Origin of the sequence: Paucibacter sp. PLA-PC-4 (genome assembly GCF_026241155.1) — a bacterium.
Classification (GTDB): Bacteria; Pseudomonadota; Gammaproteobacteria; order Burkholderiales; family Burkholderiaceae_C; genus Roseateles_E.
In genome coordinates this window covers 170,422-186,135 of record NZ_JAPFGP010000003.1, presented here as the reverse complement: position 1 = coordinate 186,135, position 15,714 = coordinate 170,422, and the positions used below count along the sequence as shown (strand labels likewise).

Genomic DNA, 15,714 nt, shown 5'->3' with positions numbered 1-15,714 from the left:
TCTGGAGAGATGGGCATGCAATCTCGTCGCGATGCGTGGGTGGGTTTTTTCGTGCTGCTGGGGGCTGCGGCACTGCTGTTTCTGGCGCTGAAGGCTGGCAATCTGCTGAGCCTGAACTTTGATGAGACCTACCAAGTGACGGCCCGCTTTGACAATATCGGCGGGCTGAAGCCGCGCGCGGCTGTCAAGAGCGCCGGTGTCGTGATCGGCCGGGTCGAATCCATCGAGTTCGATGACAAGACCTTTCAGGCCCGCGTTGTTCTGAATCTGCACAAGAATGTGGCCTTTCCAAAGGACAGTTCGGCCAAGATCCTGACCTCGGGTCTGCTGGGCGAGCAGTACATCGGCCTGGAGCCGGGTGCGGAGGAGAAAAACTTGGTTGCCGGCGACCGCATCTCCCAGACGCAGTCGGCCGTTGTGCTTGAAAACCTGATCGGCCAGTTCATCAATAACAAGGCGGCCGATATGGGTAGTGCTGCTGGAGAGAAGCAATGAACAAATCCCATGCCGGCGCGTCCTGGCGTCGGCTGGCTCTGCTGAGCATCATGGCCTTGAGCCTTGGCGGTTGCGCCAGTCTCAAGGGGCCGGGCTCGCCCGGCCAGAAGCTCGATCCCTGGGAGAGCTGGAACCGTAAGGTCTTCGGCTTCAACGAGAAAATCGACGAGAACGTTCTCAAGCCCGTGGCCACCGCGTATAGCGAAGTCGTGCCGGCGCCGGCTCGTCTGGGTGTGGACAATTTCTTCGGCAATGTCAGCGATGCCTGGTCGGCGGTGAACCTGTTTCTGCAAGGGCGCCTGAAGACCGGCGTGCTGCAGACCATGCGTTTTGCAGTCAACACCACGCTGGGTTTTGGCGGGGTGCTGGACATCAGCACCGAGGTCGGGCTGGAGCGCCATAGCGAGGATCTGGGCAAGACCTTCGGTCGCTGGGGCACCGGCACCGGCGCCTATATCGTTTGGCCCGTGCTGGGTCCGTCGTCGGTGCGCGATTCGTTTGCGCTTCCTTTCGACCGGCGCGCCAGCCCGGCGCTGCTGCTCGACTCCGGCAATGCGCAGTTCGGCATCACCGTTTTGCAAGCCGTCAATGCGCGCTCGAATTTTCTGCGCGCCGGTGAGATGCTGGACGGCATCGCACTGGACAAGTACACGTTTATCCGCGATGCCTACCTGACCCGGCGTGGCAGCTTTGAGGAAGATGGCGGCGACGAGTATGAGGTCATCAGCCCGGAGCCGCCGAGCGATCCGCAGGCCGGAAGTTGAACCCCTGAATCAAGAAGGATCCCGATCGATGAATGCAAACAAACGTAGCCTGATGCGCACCCTGCTGGCCCTGGGCCTGGCTGCCGCGAGCGCGCTGCCGCTGGTGGCGCGGGCGGCCGACGCCAGCGCCGCCGACACGTTGATCCGCCAGCTGTCGCTGGAGACCATCGAGGCCGTCAAGGCCGACAAGGCGATCCAGGCTGGCGATGTGCAGAAGATCATCGCCCTGGTCGACGCAAAGGTGATGCCCCACATCAACTTCCAGCGCATGACTGCCTCCGCCGTCGGCCGCTTCTGGCGTCAGGCCACGCCCGAGCAGCAAAAGCGCCTGCAGGACGAGTTCAAGATCCTGCTGGTACGCACCTACGCCGGTGCGCTGACCCAGGTCAAGGACCAGACCATCGCGCTGCGCCCGCTGCGCGCCAGCCCGGACGATACCGAGGTGGTGGTGCGCACCGAGGTGCGTGGCCGCGGCGACCCGATCCAGCTGGACTACCGGCTTGAGAAGACCGGCAATGTCTGGCGCATCTACGACGTCAATGTGCTGGGCATCTGGCTGGCTGATCAGTACCGCAACAGCTTTGCGCAGGAGATCGGCGCCAATGGCATCGACGGGCTGATCAAAACCCTGGCTGAGCGCAACCAGAAGGCGGCGGCCGCTCCGGCCGCCAAGTCCTGAGTCGATGCCTGCCTCGATGCTGAAACTGCCCGAGTCGGTGCGGCTCGATGAGGCGCCCCAGCTGTGGGCGCATCTTCAGGCCGGCTTGCAGGCCGAGGCAGCCCAGGTCGGCAACGCTGCAGGCAAGGCGCTGCAGCTCAATGCAGGCGAGCTACGCCATTTTGACTCCACCGCACTGACCCTGCTGCTGGGTGCTGCGCGGCTTTGTTCTCAGCAGGGCTTGAGCCTGCAGATCCACAACGCGCCCGACAAGCTGCAGGAGCTGGCCCGGGTGTATGGCGTGACCGAGCTGCTCTGGCCTGTGGCGTCTTGATTACGCCGCGTAGCGCTTGCTGCGCAAATTCCGCTTGATCTCCTGGAGCATGGGCCGCAGCTTCTGCCCCAATTGCAGCGCGACGCCGGTGGTCAGGATGTCGATTGCGATCAAATGCAGCAGTCGCGACACCATCGGGCTGTAGCGGTCGAAGTCTTCCGGATGATCGACCGCCAGCAGGATCTGGCCCGGCGCCTGGCCCATCTGTGCCAGCGGTGAGCCGCTGGCGGTGATGATGATGGTGGTCGCGCCTTTTTTGCGCGCGATCTCGGCCGCGTCCATCAGGTCGCGGCTGCGGCCCGAGTTGCTGATAATGACGGCACAGTCGCCCGTTTGCAGCATGGTCGCGCTCATCAGCTGCACATGGCCGTCGCTGCACGCGGCGGTGTTGACCCCCAGGCGAAAGAACTTGTGCTGCGCATCCTGGGCCACGATGCCTGAATTACCGACCCCGTAGAACTCGATGCGCCGGCCACTGCGGCCCGACTCTGCCAGCGCGGTGATGGCGCGCTCAAAGGCGTGGCTGGCGGCGTCATTGCGGTAGTGCAGCAGTGCTGCCACCGCATTGTCGACTACCTTGACGATCAGGTCGCTTGGCTTGTCGTCCTCATCGACGGCGCGGTGCACAAAGGGCACACCCTCGTTGACGCTGCCGGCCAGCTTGAGCTTGAAGTCGGCCAATCCGTCATAGCCGACGCTGCGGCAAAAGCGGACCACGGTCGGTTTGCTGACATGGGCCCGGTCGGCCAGCTCGCTGACCGGCAGGCTGGCGAAGGCGCGAGCGTCGATCAGCAAGAGCTTGGCGACTCGCTGCTCTGCCGGCGGAAGCGCGGGCAGCGCTGCCTTGATGCGCTCAAGAATGCTCACTGCTCTTCCGCCCACGAGAAGCCATCGCGTGCCACCAGCGCGCTCGCTGCCGGCGGGCCCCAGGAGCCGGCCGTGTAGGTGCGTGGACCGGCGCTGTCGCGCTTCCATGCGTCCAGGATGGGCTCGACCCAGCGCCAGGCCTGCTCCTGCTCGTCGCTGCGTACGAACAGGTTCAAGCGGCCGGCAATCGCGTCCAACAGCAGGCGTTCGTAGGCGCCGACGCGGTTGGCTGCAAAAGCCTTGTCGAAGTCCAGATCCAGCGAGACCGGAGTCAGGGCCTCGCCGCTGCCCTTGGTGGCCAGCAACTGAAGCTCCAGGCCGTCCTCGGGCTGCAGCTTGATGACCAGGCGATTCGGCTGGTTCGGTCCAGGGAAGATCGGGTGCGGTACTTGGCGGAAATTGACGACGATCTGCGCGTCGCGCGCCGCCAGGCGCTTGCCGGTGCGCAGATAAAAAGGCACACCGGCCCAGCGCCAGTTCTGCACCTCGGTGCGCAGCGCAACAAAGGTCTCGGTGGTGCTGTCCGCCGGGATCTTGCCCTCGTCCAGGTAGGACACCACGGCCTTGCCGTCCACCGTGCCGGCGCGGTACTGCCCGCGCACCACATCGCGCGCAACGCTCTCGGGGGTGAAGGGCTTGAGCGAGCGCAGCACCTTGAGCTTCTCGTCGCGGATCGCGTCGGCATCATTGGTCGAGGGCGGCTCCATCGCGATCATCGTCAGCAGCTGCAGCGCATGGTTCTGGATCATGTCGCGCAGGGCGCCGGTGCCGTCATAAAAAGGGCCGCGCGTGCCCACGCCCAGGCCTTCGGCCAATGTGATCTGGATATTGGCAATGCTCTCGCGGCGCCACAGCGGCTCGAAGAAGGCATTGCCGAAGCGCAGCGCCATCAGATTCTGCACTGAGGGCTTGCCGAGATAGTGGTCGATGCGGAAGGCCTGCTCCTCGGCGAACACGGAGCGCACCACCTTGTTGATCTGCTGGGCGCTGGCCAAGTCGTGGCCCAGCGGTTTCTCCAGCACGACGCGCACCTTCGGCTGGTTCAGACCGGCCACGCCCAGTTGCTCGCAGATCTGGGTGAACAGGTGCGGGCTGGTGGCCAGATAGAGCACCACGGTATCGGCATTGCGCTCGTCCAACCAGTCCTTGAGCTTCTGGTAGTGCTCGGGCTGGGACAGGTCCATGCGCCTGTAGTGCAGCAGCGCGGCGAAACGCTCGAACTCCTCGTCACTGGGGCGCTTCGGTCCGTCGACCTCTCTGAAGCGTTCCTTGAGCCATTCGCGATAACGCTCGTCGGGCATGTCGTCACGGGCCACGGCCAGAATGCGGCCACCCTCGGGCAGCTTGCCGTGGCGGAAGGCCTGGAACAGCGCCGGCATCAGCTTGCGCCATGTGAGATCGCCAGTACCGCCGAAGAAAACGAGATCGAATGACATGCGCGCGTGCTGTTGGAATGTTTTGTTGATGTAACGAAGTTACCGGATTTATGATGCACGAGTTTCTTCCAGGGGTCAATCCGTGTCGCCCTGGCGGTTCTAATAAGGGATCTGCATCACCAACGGACCTCGCTCATGAATCAGCTCGAACAACTCAAGACCTGCACCACCGTCGTCGCCGATACCGGCAACTTTTTGCAGCTGGCGCAGTTCGCGCCGCGCGACGCCACCACCAATCCCTCGCTGATCTTGAAGGCCGTGCAGTCGGCCGACTACGCGCCGTTGCTCAAGGACACCGTGGCGGCGCATCAGGGCAAGCCGCTCGACGAGATCGTCGATCAGGTGCTGGTGCGCTTCGGCCTGGAAATTCTGAAGGTGGTGCCGGGCCGGGTGTCGACCGAAGTTGATGCACGCCTGAGCTTCGACAAGGCGGGCACCCTGGCGCGCGCGCGCCGCATCATGGGCTTGTATGAGGCTGCGGGTATAGGTCGTGAACGCGTGCTGATCAAGATCGCCTCGACGTGGGAGGGTATCCAGGCCGCCGCCGAGCTCGAGCGCGAAGGCATCCACTGCAATCTGACTCTGCTGTTCTCGTTCTGCCAGGCCGTGGCCTGCGGCGCGGCCGGCATCCAGCTGATCTCGCCCTTTGTCGGCCGTATCTATGACTGGTACAAGAAGAGTGCCGGCGCTGCCTGGGACGAGGTCGCCCAGGCCGGCGCCAACGATCCTGGTGTCAAGTCGGTGACGCAGATCTTCAACTACTACAAGAAGCACGGCATCGCCACCGAGGTGATGGGCGCGAGCTTTCGCAATATTGGACAGATCCGCGCGCTGGCCGGCTGCGATCTGCTGACCATCAGCCCCGATCTGCTGGCCCAGCTGCAGGCCGCCGACCAGCCGTTGGCCCGTGCGCTTGATGCTGAGGCGGCGCGAGCTGCCGACATCCCTGCCGTTTCGTTCGACGAGGCGGGCTTCCGCTTTGCCCTCAACCAGGACGCCATGGCCACAGAGAAGCTGGCCGAAGGCATCCGCCAGTTTGCCGTCGATTCGGCCAAGCTGGACCAGATGATTGAAGAGAGCCGCTGATGACTTTCTTGCGTTGTGATCAAAGCCCGGCCTGGGCCGCCTTGCGCAGTCACTATGAAAAGGCTGGTCAGGCCTTTGATCTGCGCAGTGCCTTTGCCGCCGATACCGGCCGCTTTGCGGCCTGGTCTTTCGAAGCGCCGGAGGTCTTCGCCGACCTTTCGAAGAACCGCATCGATGCGTCGGCGCTGGACCTGCTCTTGCAGCTGGCGAGCGACTGCGGGCTCGAATCGCAACGCGAGGCTTTGTTCAAGGGCGAGCCGATCAACCATACCGAAGGCCGTGCCGTACTCCACACGGCCCTGCGCGCGCCGGCCGGCGAGGGTCTGTTCAGCGGCGAGGTACAGGCCTCGCTGGCGCGCATGCTGGCCTTTGCCGAGAGCGTGCGAGATGTGGCCAACAGCGGCTTTCGCGACATCGTCCATATCGGCATCGGCGGCAGCGACCTGGGTCCGGCCATGGTGGTCGGCGCGCTCAATGCCTACACCCAGGCCGGGCAGCGCTTGCATTTCGTCTCAAACGTCGACGGGCATGACCTGGCGCCGGTGCTGCGCGATCTGGATCCGGCAAAGACCCTGTTCGTGATCGCATCCAAGACCTTCACGACCCAGGAGACCCTGGCCAATGCCCTGGCCGCCAAGGCCTGGTTTCTGGAGCGCGGCGGCAGCGATGTGGCCCGCCACTTCGTCGCCACCAGCAGCAATACCGAGGCGGCGGCGGCTTTCGGCATCCACACCAGCTTCGGTTTCTGGGACTGGGTCGGCGGCCGCTACTCGCTCTGGTCCGTGATTGGCCTGCCGATCGCGATCGCGATCGGCGCCGACAACTTCCGCGCCTTGCTGGCCGGGGCCCATGCAATGGACCGGCACTTTCGGGAAGCGCCACTGGCGCACAACCTGCCGGTGCTGCTGGGCCTGATCGACATCTGGTATCGCAATTTTCATGGCTTCAGCAGCCGCAGCGTCGCGCCCTACCACCAGGGCCTGAAGCGCCTTCCGGCCTATCTGCAGCAGCTGGAGATGGAGAGTAATGGCAAGGGTGTGGACCGAGAGGGTCAGGCCTTGCCCTACGGCACCAGCCCTGTGGTCTGGGGCGAGGCCGGCACCAATGGCCAGCATGCCTATTTCCAGATGCTGCATCAGGGTACGGATGTGATCCCGGTCGAGTTCCTCGCGGTTAGGCACACCCATCATGGCCCGCATATCGGCGGCCAGTTGGCCGAGTTGCTGGCGGACCAGCATCAAAAGCTGCTGGCCAACTGCCTCGCTCAGTCGCAGGCGCTCATGCAGGGAAAGACGGTGGAGCAAGCGCTGCACGAGAAGGCGCCAACAGCGTCTAAATCGCTGGGTGCGCTGACCGTGGCCCGGCACCGCAGCTTCCCTGGTAACCGGCCCAGCACGACTTTGGTGCTGGACGAGTTGAGTCCGCGCTCGCTGGGTGCGCTGATCGCGCTCTACGAGCATCGCGTCTTCGTGAGCGGTGCGCTGTGGGGCATCAACAGCTTCGATCAGTGGGGGGTCGAGCTGGGCAAGGCTTTGTGCAACAGCTTGCTGCCGCGTTTGAGCAGCGGCGATACCTCTGGCCTGGATGCCTCCACCGCCGGCCTGCTGCAAAGGCTGCGAGCATGAATGTAGTGTTCGATTTCGGTGGTGTGCTGTTTCGCTGGCACCCAGCGAGCTTTCTCGCGCGGGTCTGGCCGCACCGCGTGGTCGATGCCGAGTCGGGTACGGCCGTGGCGGCCGAGTTCTTCCAGAACTACACAGGCGATTGGGGTGCATTCGACCAGGGCCTGATCGATGCAGCGACCGTCACTGATCGCGTTGCCACACGCACCGGCTGGCCTCATGCTGAAGTCGCGCACGTGGTGCGCGCGGTGCCGGACGAGCTACAGCTCTTGCCCGGGACGGTGGCGCTGATCCAGGAGCTGAAGCAGGCGGGCCATCGGCTCTTTTATCTGTCGAATATGCCCGAGCCCTATGCCAATCATCTGGAGCGGCATTACCCGCTGAATGAGTGGTTCGAATCGGGGCTGTTCTCGGGTCGGGTCAAGCAATCAAAGCCCAGTGCCGAGATCTATCGCCTTGCGATCGAGCGTTTCGGCGTGGCGCCGGCGAGCTGCCTGTTCCTCGACGACCATTGGGCCAATATCGAGGCGGCCCGGGCGGCCGGCTGGCAGGCCTTGCTGTTCAGCGACGCGGATGCAATGCGGCCGCAGCTGCAGGCCCTGGGCCTATTGCTCTAGGTCGCGGTCTTCGGGCGGCGGCGCCGCTTCTACGCGGAAGCTCTCGCTGGCCCAAGCGCCCAGATCGATCTGGCGGCAGCGCTGGCTGCAGAAGGGGCGCCAGCTATTGCTGGGCGCGAACACGCTGTCACCGCCGCAGGTGGGGCAGCGCACGATGCGCGGCGGCTTTTTGCTCTCGTCGGTCGTCATCACAAGTCATCACAAATTCAGGCACACAACGTCAGCTCGAAGCTGGTGTCTTGCTGGGCCAGTTTGAGCCGGCCTTCCTCGTCCTGGCGCATCAGGCGGATATTGATCATCAGGCGGTGGCCGCTGATCTCGGGGATCAGCCCGAGACTGGGGTCCAGCTTCATGCGCAGCAATTGGTAGACGCGGCCGGCGGCCAGGCTTTGCTGGAACTGGCCGGCCAGGGCCGCCACCTTGTGCGGCGCGCCCGAGTCGCGCAGCAGGCCCAGCAGCACCTGAAGGCCTTCGGCCAGCGGCATGAGCGACTGGGTCCACTGCATCAGGTCGTTGCGGCGCCGCGCCGGTAGGAACTGCTGCCAGGTGTAGTAGGCCGGCAGATCAAATTCACAGGTGCCGCCGGGTATGCTGATGCGGCTGCGGATGCTCATTAGCCAGTCATTGGTGGTCAGCACATGGCCGGCCTTGCCGACCAGTTGGTTCAGGCCGCTGTAGGCATGGTCGATGCGGGCAACCACCTCGTTGAGCGCGTCCTCGGCGATGGCCGGATTGCCGCGGTAGCTGTTGAGCTGGGCCTTGTGGCGCTCGAGCTCTTTGAGCAGGTCGGATTTCAGATCGGCGCGCGATGCGACATCCATGATCTCGAAAATCGTCACCAGGGCGAAATGATGGTCCAGCGGCGTCTCGCGCGGGATCAGTTGTCCCAGGCGGTCGAACAGGTGTTCGAGACGCAGCATCGTGCGGATGCTTTCGTTGAACGGGTATTCGTAGAGAACCAAGGGGGCCATTCCTCGTCTGTCAGCGTGGGAGGCAAGCCGGGCGCCGATTGCGCGCCGGTGAGCGCTATTGTTTCATACGCTGGCGACGCTGCGCCAATGAGCCGCAAGGGTCAGGACTTGCTCGCGCAAGCCGGCCAGATCAAGGCCTTCGTTGTGGATCACCGCGTCTGCCGCTGCGCGTCGCTGCGCACGGCTGGCTTGCTGCCGAAGCACCGCTTCCACCGCAGCCACCGTCCACCCCGAGCGCTGCGTGACCCGTCCGATCTGACTGGCCTCGTCACAGTCAACCACCAGCACGCGCAGCACCTGCGAGCGCCAGCGCCCCGACTCGACGAGCAGCGGCACATCGAACACCAGCAGGTCACTGCGCGCCGCCTGCGCCTGAGCCCGGGTCTCGGCACTTATCATCGGGTGCATGATCGCTTCGAGGCGGCGCAGCGCCTGGGGGTCGGCAAAGGCCAGTTCGCGCATATGAGCGCGGTTCAGCGCGCCATCCGCCGTCAGGGCCTGCATGCCGAAGGCGGCGGTGATCGCTGGCATCGCGGCCCCGCCGGCGGCCGTCAACTGCCGTGAGATCGCATCGGTGTCGATCAAGGCCGCACCGGCCTCGCGCAAAAAGCCGGCGACCGTGCTCTTGCCGCTGCCGATACCCCCCGTCAGACCGATCCGCAAGGTCATCAGGCCCAGCCCAGCCAGCCCAGCACCCGCTGCGAGCCCGCAAAGAGTACGACCAAGCCGCCGCCGGCGAGGAAGGGGCCGAAGGGCACGTAGCGGCCTTCGCGCAGACTGCTGCTCATCTTCATCGAGATGCCGACGATTGCGCCGATCACCGAGGCCCCTAGCACGATGGGCAGAATCATTTGCCAGCCCAGCCAGGCACCCAGTGCAGCCAGCAGTTTGAAGTCGCCATAGCCCATGCCTTCCTTGCCGGTGGTCAGCTTGAACAGCCAGAAGACCGACCAGAGCGAGAGATAGCCGACCAGGGCTCCGATCAGGGCCTGGTCCAGCCCAATCGTCCAGCCCAGTAGCGATGCCAGAAGGCCGGCCCACAGCAGGGGCTGGTTCAGCGAATCGGGCAGCAAGGTGGTGTCCCAGTCGATCGCCGCCAGGGCCAGCAAGCAGGCAGCGAAAGCGCACCACATCAGGCTCAGCGGCTGGGCGCCGAAACGCCAGCCGATGGCAGCGAACAGCAGGCCGGTCAACAACTCGATGATCGGGTAGCGTGCCGAAATGCGGGTCTTGCAGGCCGAGCAACGCCCACCCAGACGCAGCCAGCCGATGAGCGGCAGGTTTTCATGCCAGGCCAGCTGATGGCCGCACTCTGGGCAGCGCGAGCGCGGTGTAGCAATGCCCAGCTTGGGCTGCTTGTCCAGATGCAGGGCGAGGTCTTTTGCGGCAGTCGCCAGTTTGTCGGCGGGCCCCTTGGGCAGGCCCGTCCTCTGCAGGTCGGGGCTGTCGCAGAGTTGGGCTGCGGCATCGCCCAGCCACTGCCGCTCCAGCATCAAGGGCAGGCGATGTACCACCACATTGAGAAAGCTGCCGATGCACAGCCCCAGTATGCCGAGTCCATATGGGGACAGCAGCCATTCGATTTCTTGTGTCATGCAAGAGGTCTGTGCTTAAACGATCTGGCCGAGCTTGAAGATGGGCAGATACATTGCGACGACGATGCCGCCGATGATGGTGCCAAGGATCACGATGATGAAGGGCTCCATCAGGCTGGACAGGGCCTTGACGGCCTCATCGACCTCGTCCTCGTAGAACTCGGCCGACTTGGCCAGCATGTGATCCAGCGAGCCTGACTCTTCGCCGATCGAGGCCATCTGCAACACCATGGTCGGAAAGATGCCGGTGGCCTGCATCGAGGTGGTCAGGGCCGCACCAGTGGACACGTCGCGCTGAATCTTCTCGGTGGCCTCCGCGAATACCGCATTGCCGGAGGCGCCGCCGACCGAGTCGAGCGCCTCGACCAGAGGTACCCCGGCCGCGAACATCGTGGACAGCGTGCGGGTCCAGCGCGCCACTGCCGACTTGTAGAGCAGGTCGCCGAACACCGGGATCTTCAGCAGCAGGCGGTCCATCGCGTGCTGCATCTTCACCGAGCGCTTCCAGGACTGGAGGAAGAAGTAGATGCCGCCGCCCAGACCACCAAAAATCGCCCACCAATAGCCGACAAAGAACTCCGACAGCGAGATCACCATCAGGGTGGGTGCTGGCAGGTCAGCGCCGAAGGAGGTGAACACCTCCTTGAACGCCGGCACCACGAAGATCATGATCACCGCGACGACAACGAAGGCCACGGTCAGCACCGCGATCGGGTAGGTCAGAGCCGACTTGATCTTGTTCTTGAGCGCAACGGTCTTTTCCTGGTAGATCGCCAACCGGTCCAGCAAGGCCTCCAGAATACCGCCCGATTCGCCGGCCTCGACCAGATTGCAGTACAGCGCGTCGAAGTACATCGGGTGCTTGCGGAAGGCCGATGACAGGCTGGTACCGGTCTCGACATCCTGGCGGATGTCGTTGAGCAAGCGGGTCAGCCGTGGGTTGGTGCTGCCGCGCGCAACGATATCGAAAGACTGCAGCAGCGGCACGCCGGCTCGCATCATCGTGGCCAGCTGCCGGGTGAAGACGGCGAGGTCCTTTTGCTTGATGGACTTGCCGCCGCTGGCCCGGCGCTTCTTGACCTTGCTGACCAGGATGCCCTGGCGGCGCAGGGTCGCGCTGACCATGGCTTCGCCGCCGGCACGCAGCTCGCCGCGCACAGTCTTGCCATTGCGGTCCTTGCCTTCCCACTCGAAGACGAAGTCCTTCACGCTCTTGGCTATTGCGCTGGTCGCCATAGTTTCTCCTCGGGATGTTCAGCGGGCCGCTTTGCAAACGGACTGCGTTTTTTCATTCATTGGTGGCGGCCAACACCTCTTCCAAGGTGGTGACCCCGATGCGGACTTTCACCAGTCCCGACTGGCGCAGATCCCGCACGCCTTCCGCCTGGGCCTGTACGGCGATGTCCATCGACGTTCCCTCGGACAGGATGATGCGTTGAATCGCTTCGGTGATGGGCATCACTTGGTAAAGGCCGACCCGACCCCGATACCCATTGTTGCAACTGGAACAACCGACGGCGCGGTAGGGCTTCCAGCTGCCGTCCAAGTCTTCCTCAACGAAACCGCCGCGCAGCAAGGCTTCGCGTGGATATTCGGCCGGGGCCTTGCAGTGCTCGCAGAGTCGGCGCACCAGACGCTGTGCGGTGATCAGCAGCACGCTGGAGGCGATGTTGAAAGGCGCCACGCCCATATTGAGCAGCCGGGTCAGCGTGGTCGGTGCGTCATTAGTATGCAGTGTCGACATCACCATATGGCCGGTCTGCGCGGCCTTAATTGCGATATCAGCGGTCTCCAGGTCGCGGATCTCACCGACCATGATGATGTCCGGGTCCTGGCGCAGAAAAGACTTCAGGGCGGCGGCAAAGGTCAGTCCGGCCTTGTCATTGACGTTGACTTGGTTGATGCCGGGCAGGTTGATTTCGGCTGGATCTTCTACCGTCGAGATGTTGACGCCTGGCTGATTCAGGATGTTCAGGCAGGTGTAGAGCGAGACGGTCTTGCCCGAGCCGGTCGGGCCGGTTACCAGCACCATGCCGTAGGGGCGCTGGATGCAAGCCATCAGCCGGTCCTTCTCGATCTTCTCGTATCCGAGCGCCTCGATGCCCAGCTTGGCCGAGGACGAGTCGAGAATCCGGATCACGATCTTCTCGCCGAACAAAGTCGGTAGCGTGCTGATACGAAAGTCGATCGACTTGGCGCCGAACTTGAGCTTCATCCGGCCGTCTTGCGGCACCCGGCGTTCCGCAATGTCGAGCCGAGAGATCACTTTGATGCGGGAGGACAGCTTGTCTTTGATGGCAATTGGTGGCTGAGTGATCTCGCGCAGCTCACCGTCGACCCGGAAACGCACCCGGTAGTGGTACTCATAGGGCTCGAAGTGCAAATCCGAGGCGCGCATATTGATCGCGTCCACCAGCATCTTCTGCAAAAAGCGCACGACAGGCGCGTCTTCCACATCGGCAATGTCGGCGGCCGATTCCTGCGCCGCGCCGGTGTCCTCCTCGGCGATATCGAAATCGAAGTCCCCGCCAGCGATGGAGTCCAGCGTTTCCGCCGCTGTCGCTGCCGAGCCCTGCAGCATCTTGGTGAGCTTGTCGTGTTCGACGATGACCCACTCGGGTGCCAGCTGAGTGGCAAACTTGATCCTCTCGACCACTTCTTGATCGGTCGGGTCGGCGCCGCCGATGAAGAGTCGGTTGCCGCGCCGCCCCAGCACCACGACCTGGTATTGCTGTGCCAACTTGTTGTCGATCACATTGCTGGGCATGCGCTGCACGTCCATCGCATTGAGATCCAGCACCGGCAGGGCCAGGGCGAGCGACAGCGTGTGGGCCAAGTCGGTTGGCGAGACGGCATTGGCCGCCATTACCGACGATACAAAGCTGATCTTCTTCTCGCGCGCCTGGCGCGCCAGGTCTTCGGCGGTCTTAACTGGCAGCTTGCCGGCGTGCACGAGCACGCGCGCGACGCCGGACAGCGCGGAATGAGGCGGCTCGATCAGAGTGGTGTCCACGGGCTTTGGTATTGACTGGCGGCAGGGCGGGTCGAAAGATCCGCCATCTCAGCAGCTCATCTTCTCGCAAGGATTTCGCACTGTAAACCGAGTGAAAGCCTGGAAAAGCCTGCCAGTCGTGTGCAAGCTCACGCTTGGGGGAGCGAGGCGGGAAAACTGATGCGTACACGCATCACCACAGGTGTTTTGTGACGTTGCGCTGCTTGCCGCAATTGACTTGGTGGGAGATTTGAAGGGGCTGCCATAACCCTCAATATCTTGACGCGCTGGAGATACGCGCAGCGTCAATCACCCTAGCCGGGGTTAGCTGATTCCCTGAACCGGCATCCGTAGTGGGTGCTGAGCGAAGTGCTTCGTTGGCCCTGCAAGACTCAGTAGGGAACCGGTTTGTAACCGAGCCGTATTGCCGTTGGTTGAGCTGTCGAACGGCTCCTGTTCAGCGTCCAAGTCTTGCTCGTGGAGTCTCTGGGTCGCTGGCTTCGTTGCCGTGTTGTGAGCCCTTGAGTCGGCTGCAGCAAGCAAGCTCCGGTCCGTCATGGTGTGGCTGATGGAACCCACCCAGGCAGCTTCACGTAGTAGCGCGTGGACCGTCCTCCGCCGACCTGCTCGAGCAAGCCCATGGCCTCGAGTTCGATGAGCTCGCGCGATGCCGTTGCGCGGGATGTTGCGGCGATGTTTTCGTACTTCTTGGTACTCATCCCTCCTTCGAAGCCTCCCGGGCCAGCATTGAGGAGAAGGTTCAGCACCTTGCGCTGCCGTTCGTTCAGGGGCTTGCTGTTGTGTTCGAGCCAGAACCGAGCCTTGACCAGTGTGTCATCGACGACTCGGGAGGCGGTCTCGCAGGCCGCCTGCATCTGTTCGACGAACCAGCAGACCCACTCTGTGACGTCGACGCGACCCTGCTGCGCCTTCTCGAGTTGCGCGTAGTAGTCGTTGCGGCGTTCGAGCAAACGCTGCGACGTTCGAAAAAGCCGGCTGACTTCGCCGCTGTCGCGTGCCAGAAGCAAGTCCACAAGGGCCCGGCCGACTCGACCGTTCCCATCTTCGAACGGGTGGACGGTTTCGAACCAGAGGTGCGCGAGCGCCGCCTTGACCAGCGTGTCGACCTGAGCTTCGGAATTGAACCAATCCAGGAGTTGGTCCATCTCAGTCGGGACGCGCATGGAAGGCGGTGCTTCATAGTGGACTTGCTCGAGCCCAACCCGTCCGCTGACGATTTGCATTGGCTCCACGTGTACGCGGTAGCTGCCGACCAGTATTTTGGTCATGCCGGAGTAGCCCGTCGGGAGCAACGCGGCCTGCCATGCGTATAGGCGCTCGTGGGTCAGCGGCTCAGTGCAGCGAGTCACCGCGTCGTCCATGATGTCTAGAAGACCTTCGACATTGCGCGGGGCATTGGGGCCGGTTTGGTCGCCAACGCCGAGCCGACGGGCTACCGAACTACGCACCGCAGCGAGGTCCAACCGTTCGCCTTCAATGGCCGCAGTTGCCATTGCTTCCTGGCTCCATGCCTCGGCTGCCAGTTCCTGTTGCTGGTCGAACCCCAGGACAGCCAGCTTGCCCTCCACTACACCTTGTGCACGGCGTGCCTTGGCTACGACCCCGCCGACCTGGACCGCGTCGTAGCGTAGGTTTGGCCACTCTGGTTGCTGCCAAGCGTAGCGAAGGTCATCGGCCATGGTCGTGGGTGGTGAGTCGAATATTGGTACTTTCAACTCAAAGGCCGAGTCGAAAACGAAGTCTATTCGACTCAAGATGCCCGTGGCGGCCTATTTGCCGCAAATTTTGAGGCAATTAAGTGGGGATTCGACTCAATCGGGGTTGCCGGCCTGGTGAGCGATGGGCGCCAAAGGCAGGCTAAAAACGATGTCTACGCAAGACATCGTCATTTCGTTTTTGGCCTGTCATGTCTGTAGCCCGCTTCAAACCGGTTTCCAAAGCTGATGTCGCCGAGATTCTTAGTGTCGGATGCACCAAGACCATCGACCACTACATCAAGGAAGGGCTACTGCCGCAGCCGGTGAAATTCAGCGCACGGGACCTCTGGCACCCCGATGACTTCTACGGGTTCCTGAGTGCAATCCTCAAACGAACGGCTTTGCCCGGAGTCGGCGAGGCGACTACCGCTCGTGAAGCGCGAGCCACCGAGGCTCAAGAGCGTGTTTTTAAAGCTGTTAAACGGATGCCTAACCGCCAACCGTTATCGACTCTTCACCACCGGCCATCATGAATGTCGTCTGAGCGGACATCCTGATT

At 63.2% G+C, this 15,714-nt stretch carries 17 protein-coding genes; 8 read left to right on the top strand and 9 right to left on the bottom strand.

From position 1 onward, the window contains the following. Positions 1-15: 15 nt before the first annotated feature. The 4 genes from mlaD to OOZ63_RS05870 are packed head-to-tail and all read left to right on the top strand — an operon-like array spanning position 16 to position 2,251. On the top strand, positions 16-495 hold the full coding sequence (gene mlaD, locus OOZ63_RS05885; protein ID WP_262971286.1) for an outer membrane lipid asymmetry maintenance protein MlaD: 480 nt from the start codon (positions 16-18) through the stop codon (positions 493-495). Next, positions 492-1,259 (top strand): VacJ family lipoprotein, encoded by a 768-nt coding sequence (locus OOZ63_RS05880; RefSeq protein WP_266004491.1) that lies wholly within the window; start codon positions 492-494, stop codon positions 1,257-1,259. The genes mlaD and OOZ63_RS05880 overlap by 4 nt, the downstream gene beginning before the upstream one ends. A 28-nt stretch (positions 1,260-1,287) precedes the next feature. Beyond that, the gene (locus OOZ63_RS05875; protein WP_266004490.1) at positions 1,288-1,938 is read left to right on the top strand and encodes an MlaC/ttg2D family ABC transporter substrate-binding protein; all 651 of its coding nucleotides are present in this window, start codon (positions 1,288-1,290) and stop codon (positions 1,936-1,938) included. Positions 1,939-1,954: 16 nt separating this feature from the next. Continuing rightward, positions 1,955-2,251 (top strand): STAS domain-containing protein, encoded by a 297-nt coding sequence (locus OOZ63_RS05870; protein ID WP_266004489.1) that lies wholly within the window; start codon positions 1,955-1,957, stop codon positions 2,249-2,251. Here the strand turns inward: OOZ63_RS05870 and OOZ63_RS05865 are convergent, their stop codons facing one another. Then, positions 2,252-3,112 (bottom strand): MurR/RpiR family transcriptional regulator, encoded by an 861-nt coding sequence (locus OOZ63_RS05865; protein WP_266004714.1) that lies wholly within the window; start codon positions 3,110-3,112, stop codon positions 2,252-2,254. Between the two features lie 2 nt (positions 3,113-3,114). After that, entirely contained in the window at positions 3,115-4,554 is a 1,440-nt protein-coding gene (gene zwf / locus OOZ63_RS05860) for a glucose-6-phosphate dehydrogenase (protein ID WP_266004488.1), read from the bottom strand. Positions 4,555-4,689: 135 nt separating this feature from the next. Between zwf and tal the strand changes: the two genes are divergently transcribed. From tal to OOZ63_RS05845, 3 genes are read left to right on the top strand one after another with little or no spacing between them, the layout of a single operon-like run. Beyond that, positions 4,690-5,640: a transaldolase gene (gene tal, locus OOZ63_RS05855; RefSeq protein ID WP_266004487.1), complete on the top strand. Its 951-nt coding sequence runs from the start codon at positions 4,690-4,692 to the stop codon at positions 5,638-5,640. Beyond that, a complete protein-coding gene (gene pgi / locus OOZ63_RS05850) occupies positions 5,640-7,265 on the top strand; it encodes a glucose-6-phosphate isomerase (RefSeq protein WP_266004486.1) in 1,626 nt (541 codons plus the stop codon). Before tal ends, pgi begins: the two co-directional genes overlap by 1 nt. After that, positions 7,262-7,879 carry an HAD family hydrolase gene (locus OOZ63_RS05845; protein WP_266004485.1) on the top strand — a complete coding sequence of 206 codons (618 nt, stop codon included), beginning with the start codon at positions 7,262-7,264 and terminating at the stop codon, positions 7,877-7,879. The genes pgi and OOZ63_RS05845 overlap by 4 nt, the downstream gene beginning before the upstream one ends. On the opposite strand, the gene OOZ63_RS05840 is transcribed toward OOZ63_RS05845, so the two are convergent. From OOZ63_RS05840 to OOZ63_RS05810, 7 genes are all read right to left on the bottom strand, one after another. Then, positions 7,868-8,068, bottom strand: a complete 201-nt coding sequence (locus OOZ63_RS05840) for a DNA gyrase inhibitor YacG (RefSeq protein WP_262971279.1) — start codon at positions 8,066-8,068, stop codon at positions 7,868-7,870. The genes OOZ63_RS05845 and OOZ63_RS05840 overlap by 12 nt on opposite strands. A gap of 17 nt (positions 8,069-8,085) precedes the next feature. Continuing rightward, positions 8,086-8,841, bottom strand: coding sequence for a cell division protein ZapD (gene zapD / locus OOZ63_RS05835; RefSeq protein ID WP_266004484.1), 756 nt, complete (start codon positions 8,839-8,841; stop codon positions 8,086-8,088). A gap of 72 nt (positions 8,842-8,913) precedes the next feature. Next, positions 8,914-9,519 (bottom strand): dephospho-CoA kinase, encoded by a 606-nt coding sequence (gene coaE / locus OOZ63_RS05830; RefSeq protein ID WP_266004482.1) that lies wholly within the window; start codon positions 9,517-9,519, stop codon positions 8,914-8,916. Next, positions 9,519-10,445 carry a prepilin peptidase gene (locus OOZ63_RS05825; RefSeq protein ID WP_266004480.1) on the bottom strand — a complete coding sequence of 309 codons (927 nt, stop codon included), beginning with the start codon at positions 10,443-10,445 and terminating at the stop codon, positions 9,519-9,521. The genes coaE and OOZ63_RS05825 overlap by 1 nt, the downstream gene beginning before the upstream one ends. 15 nt (positions 10,446-10,460) lie before the next feature. Beyond that, positions 10,461-11,681: a type II secretion system F family protein gene (locus tag OOZ63_RS05820; RefSeq protein WP_266004479.1), complete on the bottom strand. Its 1,221-nt coding sequence runs from the start codon at positions 11,679-11,681 to the stop codon at positions 10,461-10,463. 52 nt (positions 11,682-11,733) lie between these two features. Beyond that, positions 11,734-13,458 carry a type IV-A pilus assembly ATPase PilB gene (gene pilB / locus OOZ63_RS05815; protein ID WP_266004478.1) on the bottom strand — a complete coding sequence of 575 codons (1,725 nt, stop codon included), beginning with the start codon at positions 13,456-13,458 and terminating at the stop codon, positions 11,734-11,736. A 533-nt stretch (positions 13,459-13,991) separates the two neighbouring features. Next, the gene (locus OOZ63_RS05810) at positions 13,992-15,137 is read right to left on the bottom strand and encodes a Fic family protein (protein WP_266004477.1); all 1,146 of its coding nucleotides are present in this window, start codon (positions 15,135-15,137) and stop codon (positions 13,992-13,994) included. Positions 15,138-15,364: 227 nt separating this feature from the next. On the opposite strand from OOZ63_RS05810, the gene OOZ63_RS05805 reads away from it, so the two are divergent. Beyond that, positions 15,365-15,688, top strand: coding sequence for a helix-turn-helix transcriptional regulator (locus tag OOZ63_RS05805; protein WP_266004476.1), 324 nt, complete (start codon positions 15,365-15,367; stop codon positions 15,686-15,688). Positions 15,689-15,714 lie beyond the last annotated feature (26 nt).